The organism is Veillonella sp. CAG:933 (genome assembly GCF_000431435.1).
Taxonomy (GTDB): domain Bacteria; phylum Bacillota; class Negativicutes; order Veillonellales; family Veillonellaceae; genus Veillonella_A.
Genome location: NZ_HF986097.1, coordinates 1 through 6,691, shown reverse-complemented (window position 1 = coordinate 6,691; position 6,691 = coordinate 1). Strand labels below are relative to the sequence as shown.

Genomic DNA, 6,691 nt, shown 5'->3' with positions numbered 1-6,691 from the left:
CCAGCCTATAAAACATATCGGCTAGCCTTATTGGCTGCTAACGGGCACCGCCCTCATGACGGTCGGCACACATTTGCTACATTGGCGGATACCTGCAAAATCGATGAAAACATTATAAAACGCATATTAGGCCACAGCCTAGCGGCTAATATCACGCAGTCAGTATACACGCATAAAGATACGCCGGACTTAATCGCCGCCGTCAACCAATTACCGACTTATAATGACCTTAGAAAAGTTGTGCAACAGGTGAGCAACGAATCGCAAACTACACCTAAAAACGCATAATATATAAATGAGAAAAGCAAGGAATACGCCTATTTCCTTGCTTTCTTTGATTTATGGAATTATACTAGAGGTAATAGAGTATTTATGGGAAGTGTAAAACTTCCGTAAATACCACACTTCTTGAGACAAAAGTTAATAAACCTTTGGGGGTAACAATTTACAACTAAGTTTATTTTAGTTACAATTGTTAAGGGTTATCTTTATATAATTCTACATTTATAGAAAGGAATCCTCTTTTTATGTTACAAGCTCGCTTATGTTTATTACTCACTGCGTTTGTTTGGGGCTCCACCTTTGTAGCCCAACGTCTTGCGTCTGATGTAATCGGTCCCAATGCGTACAATGCGATACGCTTTTTGTTGGGAGTATTAACCGTAAGTCCGTTTTATTTTTGGATAAAAACGGGAGCACCTTTGAAAAAGCCGCACTGTTCCATCATCTGGCCCTCCCTGGCCCTTGGCTTTATGTTATTTTTAGGTGCCAGTTTGCAACAATATGCCATCGCCTATACGACGGCGTCAAAAGCCGCGTTTTTAACAGCCTTATATGTGGTCCTCGTACCACTGCTTGGTCTCTTTGTAGGTGAACGACTCAGCTTAACCGCCTTAGGCGGCGTTATTTGTGCCATCATCGGAGCCGGCTTGTTAAGCTTAAAGGACAGTTTCATTCCTTCTTACGGCGACGGAATCATCCTGATTTCCACGTTGTTCTGGGCCATTCACATTTTGCTGTTAAATACGGTATCCAAACAATATAATCCGTTCTTACTGTCCATGGGTCAGTTTTTCGGCTGTGCCTTGTTCTCAGCCATAGCCTCCCTATTTTTGGAAACCACAACTTTTCAAAATATAGCCGACTCTTGGCTTTTCATCGTTTGGGGCGGCGTTTTATCGGCCGGTATCGGTTTTACAGGGCAGCTTTTAGGGCAACGCAAATTGCCGCCGACGGAAGCATCCCTTATTCTGAGCCTCGAAATCGTATTTACCGGTATTTTAGGCTATTTAATTTTGGATGAACGGCTTGATTATCAGGAAATCTGGGGGCTCATAGCCATGTGTTTCGGCGTTTTGCTGGCGCAACTACCATCCCCACCACAATTATCTATAGGACCGTTTTTCGGTCGAAAGGACTAATTTTGTATGACTGCTTCACAACTTTATCGCTTAGCCCGGCCCCGCACGCTAACAGCTGCCTTCAGCCCGGTTATTCTCGGAGCCTCCTATGCGGCGACGCTGCACACAGCGGTTCAGAGCCTTTGGCTAAGCCTGTTTTACACCTTATTAATTCTAATCTGCGTCATGAGTTCGCAGATTGCCGCCAATATTTGGAACGAATATTTCGACTTTAAATCCGGTCTCGACTTAAACCAAGCGGCCGGCAACAGCGGCACCATCGTCCGTGAAGGAATTTCGCCGCAGCAGGTAAAAAAACTGGGCTATATCTTTTCCCTCACGCCGCTCGTGCTCGGCATTTTCTTGGCATCGCAAGTATCTTGGTGGTTATTGCCGGCCGGCGCCGTTTGTATTCTGATCAGCTTATTCTACTCGGGCGGTCCAAAACCGATTTCGCGCACACCGTTCGGCGAACTCGCCTCAGGTGTGGCCATGGGTTTTGCCATTGTCTATATTACGGCCTACACCTGGACGGGCACGCTCTACTGGGACTTCTTAATCCCGGCCATTCCGTCTACCATCCTCATCGGCAATATCATGATGACCAATAATCTGCGCGATTTCAGCAATGATAAAGCCCACGGACGTCGTACTTTGGTTATCCTTTTAGGTAAAGACGAAGGAATCCGCTTATTGCGAACCTTATTTATCGTCTGCGTCCTTTGGTTATTCTTATGGGTATTTTTAGGGCATTTGCCATCAGCATCCTTGCTCGGTATCATAGCTCTCTTCCCGGCTTTTAAAAGCGCTGCTATCTTGCAACGCTATGCGGACGTGGTAAAAATGAACGAAGCTATGAAATTTACGTCCATCAGTGTGACACTCTATCATCTGTTGGTAAGCGTTGGACTGTGGATTGGGTGAAGTAAAAACCGAGACTTATAGGACAAAAACAACCTTAGTATTTATAACGGATAAAACAGACTCCCTTTTAGGCAGACACAGGAAATAAAACTTGTGCTACTTAAAAGGGAGTTTTTTGACTCTATATTATTCAATGCAGTCTTACAATTAACTATTGTTTTCTAAAAATCAAATCCTTCTTTCCATGGTACTCCATATTTTTTTAATACATCTTCATAGTTTTTTCCCTTCCATATAGGGCGCTCCATGAAATACGAGTTTTCTCTATCTGAAAATGTATGTTTAATACAAAATTCCTTTATCCCCTGCAAGTCCTTCTCACACAACATACCTTTTATAATTATACTTTCTTCATCCCATCCATTATCACTAATATACTGATAAAAAGACTTACATATATTTATATTAACTCGATATTTCATAGCATGTCTGTATATCTCTAATGGTAAAATATATGGATATTCCGCTAATAAAATTGAAGTTGAAAAAACTTTTTCAGCCAAATTTGTTAAATGACTATCAAAATCTACTTTTTCTAAAGCCTCCAAAATACTCTCCAACTCTTCTTCATTTGCAATAGTTATATTTTTCGTTAAACCATCCATATACTCTTCAATCTTTTTATAATAGTCTTTATATATTTTCATTTTTGTATATTCCCAGAATATTTATTTCTATCTTCTAATATATTCTTCTAAAATAAACATATTTCAAATATTAACACAATTATATTGGTACGGATTAAGCCAATCTGTTATTTATTGTTTTTCAACTGGTCGTATCTGGTTATTGTATACTGATTTTATAATTTATAATATCGTTTTATCCAGCTACTACCTATTCTTCCAATAAAAATACAAACTACCAATCCTAAAATAGCTTCTATCATGTAAAATTCACTAGGTAAATAAAGAAATGCTATGCCTTGATTTATAGTCCATAACCCGCCTAAACTTTTTAAATAATAATACTCTCCTATAGTAATAACTCTACACATCTTAAATATTATTTTAAAATACAAACTAGGCTCTTCTACTAAACTATTTCCTCGATATTTTTCTAATTCATAATCAACCACCCACCCATTATGCCTCATGCTCCAAGTAGATAATTCACAAACAATAATAGCAAAAGAACTATTAAGAAATATATCTAGATGGTATGGAGCTGGCATTCTAAAAACATACCCTAACAGAAAAAAACAATTACGAAAATTAATAATAGTTTTATTCCAAAATACGAGTTTATGTTAATGTACCCCAATAAAATTCACCTCGCTAATAATAGTATAGTATTACTAAATTGCAATATGAAATTTCAATTCTTTATAGCTGATGCCAAGAATGCTTCCAAATAGTTCTGACATGGCCCATATGTATCATCATTATATTAATCTAACGCACCATACAATGCGTGAATGCGGGCTTGAGTCATTGGCATATCCTTTGCATTATACAATGCTCTTGCATAATTAACTTGATCCGCATGGCTAAGCCAATTATATGTGATTACATTTAACGCCGTTGCTGCCCCGAATGTTTGTCCGGTCACCACATTGCCCACAACCAAGGTAGCTAATTTATGGAGTTCTTTGTTCTTTATTTTTTCCTAATACGGGTTGTAAGGATTCATTTATTCCCACTGCTACTGCACCGTACCGAATACCTTCATTGATGGTAGACATGACTTGACCTCCTACACTAACCGTATATTCGAAATATGACATTATAATTTTTATATATCCATTATCTTTTACTGTTAGTTAGCTATAAATTCAATGTTGTCAATATATTGTTATAATAAATAGATATCATCCATTTTCCTGTATAGCTGTTATCTCGCTTATATATTGGGCCTACATTAATTATATAAAGGTCATTATAAACATTAATGCCACCGGATTCGCTTATCGAATCAATTGTATAATTTTTACTCAAAAAGTATTGCCTCAGTTCATCTGAAAATTCCTCTTTATTTTTATCCGCTTTTATCACTACATAAACACCTTTTTGAGCAAATAGTCCCCCTTCAATAGTTGGTGAAGTTACACTATAATTTTGAACTATTTCCATACTTTTTAAAACGCTAACCAGATTTTGAGCTCTTGAATCTATATACGCTGAACAAAAGAGTTGAAAGAGCAAACTGGAAACTATAACTATAGCTAAAATAGCTCCATAAATGACAAAAATATTTTCCTTCACATATCTAAAAAAAGCTATTATTCTCTCTTTTTTTATACCTTTACTCAATTGCATTATTTCTCCCTAATAAATAATGTATATCCAACACGTTCTTAAAACCTAAGTCTTTGAAAAATAGTATTAAAGCCTACTGTAACTAACCAATGATTATGAGCTAAAGGTTTCTGTCTCATCGGCCCAAATAAATCAATCTCATATCTTTCATTTCTAAATTTTAGATTATTCTTATGTAAAGAAACCGGCTCCCACCCATGATGGAGAAAATACTCTATTATTTTGGCCCTGCTTTCCATGGCATCATTAATATCCCCTCCCATATCAATATTAGCCGTTACCTCTTTTGCAATGACAATATTACCTGTTCCTACTCTTAGGTTCAAAACCCTGTTATCAAAAACCTCTAAACTATAAATGACCTTACTTAACTCACCATATTGTCTTTCTATTTCTTCCGGGAAAGTCCAATTATATATTCTTCCGCCTATTGCCACTAACAAAAAAATCCCTAAAAAAATATTTCTTACAATAGGACTATACTTATTCCAGTACAATGCACAAAGCTTTTTATTCTTTTGCCACATATTCTCCCCAATACCTTTAAAAATACAGTTTTTTCCTACTAAAATACACATTCAGAAAAGACATGGGTTTCTTCCGTTTTTGTTTTTCAATTAATTATCAAACTACAACCATATATAAAACCATTTTTTTAACCTTGCAAATCCTATAACAAAAAAACAATGACAATAAAGCCTCTAATAAAATCAGCAAATCCCGCTAAGAAAAAGTAAATGCACCCGCCTAAATAAAATACAGCCCAAATCCTCATAAACATACGCCTTAATGGATTCTTTTTAACATATTCTAATGTGGATTCATTTTCATCACAAACAAGTCGCTTTAACATATTCGTTTTTGTAATTCCTTGATTATGCCATAATTTAAAGATATCAAAAACTTCTTTTTTTACTAAAATAATATGATATATCGTAACTCCATAAAATATTAACAACCCCAGAAAAGCAATCCTATCTATATCATGATTCAAATAAAAATATTCGTAAAAAAGAAAATAATTATAGATTATTGTCAATATTAAGAACCCTATAGTGATTTTTATTTTATTCAAATAATTTGGCCCCAAATTATTACTCCTTTTCAAATTGAATCTAAAATAATTTAATATCCAATATGTATTAACTGAGATATTGCCTCTAAATTCACTTCGCCACTATATCCTGTAATCAGCTCATTCTTATGCGAAAAGAACCCTAATAATTGACTTGGTAATTCATAAAAATGATTCGTTAGTGAATCATACATATAATAATGATAATACTTATATTCTACTCCATCTTTTATAGATTCAAACCATAATGCCCAATCTATAAATGGCTCTTCACCACTATCAGGTATAAATCTTACAATTTTAAATCTACCCAAATCACCTTCAAATTTTAAATCACCATAACTAGGTTTAACAACAGTATAATTATGATTTCCTGATAAAGTCATATTCTCAATTTTATCATTCAAGCTTAAAATAAAACTATCTTTATTGCTCCCCCAACTTTGCAAACTACTATATCTAGGTACCAAAAATAACTTCTTATTTGCCTTCGACATTACTACAGAAATATAATTTATATCATTTTTATAAATAACATTTCCACTAATGCTGATAGAAGGTATCCCATTTATATCTGATAAAATCCTTTCGATTTCTAAAGTTTGCTTATCTACTTTATATAAATAATGGTCTATATAAATATAATATGATAAATTAGTAATCCATAATTTAGGATATATGCTATATACAAATTGTTTATCCATACTTTCAATCTTTATAGCTTTATAATCTGATTTGGATTTAATGCATAGTATTAAATCCAATGACCGATTCACATAAATTATAATAAGCTTATTTTTATCAATCTTACTATCTACCGCAAAATTATATATTTCATCTTGCTTAATAAAATTTCTAAGGTCTAGACTGACATTATCGTAATCATTATAAGGAGCAATAAATGTATAATGATATCCATCCTTTATTACAATAATATCTTTCTTAGTCCACTCAAAATTTGACATCTCTTTTATATAATAACGTGTAACACTAAAAAAAAATATTGCTAAATTGCAATATCAAATTGAACACTT

General features: G+C 34.6%; 9 protein-coding genes and 1 pseudogene. 3 read left to right on the top strand and 7 right to left on the bottom strand.

The annotated features are described in order from the left end of the window. The 3 genes and pseudogenes from QZL64_RS00140 to menA form a co-directional block, all read left to right on the top strand. Positions 1-288: pseudogene (locus tag QZL64_RS00140) on the top strand (hypothetical protein); the annotation flags it as partial. Positions 289-527: 239 nt separating this feature from the next. Beyond that, entirely contained in the window at positions 528-1,421 is an 894-nt protein-coding gene (locus QZL64_RS00135; protein ID WP_021840037.1) for a DMT family transporter, read from the top strand. 6 nt (positions 1,422-1,427) lie between these two features. Next, entirely contained in the window at positions 1,428-2,324 is an 897-nt protein-coding gene (menA, locus tag QZL64_RS00130; protein ID WP_021840036.1) for a 1,4-dihydroxy-2-naphthoate octaprenyltransferase, read from the top strand. 161 nt (positions 2,325-2,485) lie between these two features. On the opposite strand, the gene QZL64_RS00125 is transcribed toward menA, so the two are convergent. From QZL64_RS00125 to QZL64_RS00095, 7 genes are all read right to left on the bottom strand, one after another. Next, a complete protein-coding gene (locus tag QZL64_RS00125; protein WP_021840035.1) occupies positions 2,486-2,971 on the bottom strand; it encodes a hypothetical protein in 486 nt (161 codons plus the stop codon). 155 nt (positions 2,972-3,126) lie between these two features. Beyond that, a complete protein-coding gene (locus tag QZL64_RS00120; protein WP_226974446.1) occupies positions 3,127-3,498 on the bottom strand; it encodes a hypothetical protein in 372 nt (123 codons plus the stop codon). A gap of 215 nt (positions 3,499-3,713) precedes the next feature. Next, on the bottom strand, positions 3,714-3,875 hold the full coding sequence (locus QZL64_RS00115) for a hypothetical protein (RefSeq protein WP_156704490.1): 162 nt from the start codon (positions 3,873-3,875) through the stop codon (positions 3,714-3,716). A gap of 215 nt (positions 3,876-4,090) precedes the next feature. Continuing rightward, positions 4,091-4,582, bottom strand: a complete 492-nt coding sequence (locus QZL64_RS00110; RefSeq protein WP_021840032.1) for a hypothetical protein — start codon at positions 4,580-4,582, stop codon at positions 4,091-4,093. Between the two features lie 38 nt (positions 4,583-4,620). Continuing rightward, entirely contained in the window at positions 4,621-5,109 is a 489-nt protein-coding gene (locus QZL64_RS00105; RefSeq protein WP_021840031.1) for a hypothetical protein, read from the bottom strand. Positions 5,110-5,252: 143 nt separating this feature from the next. Further along, entirely contained in the window at positions 5,253-5,672 is a 420-nt protein-coding gene (locus QZL64_RS00100) for a hypothetical protein (protein WP_021840030.1), read from the bottom strand. 35 nt (positions 5,673-5,707) lie between these two features. Further along, positions 5,708-6,622 carry a hypothetical protein gene (locus QZL64_RS00095; protein ID WP_021840029.1) on the bottom strand — a complete coding sequence of 305 codons (915 nt, stop codon included), beginning with the start codon at positions 6,620-6,622 and terminating at the stop codon, positions 5,708-5,710. Between the last annotated feature and the right edge of the window lie 69 nt (positions 6,623-6,691).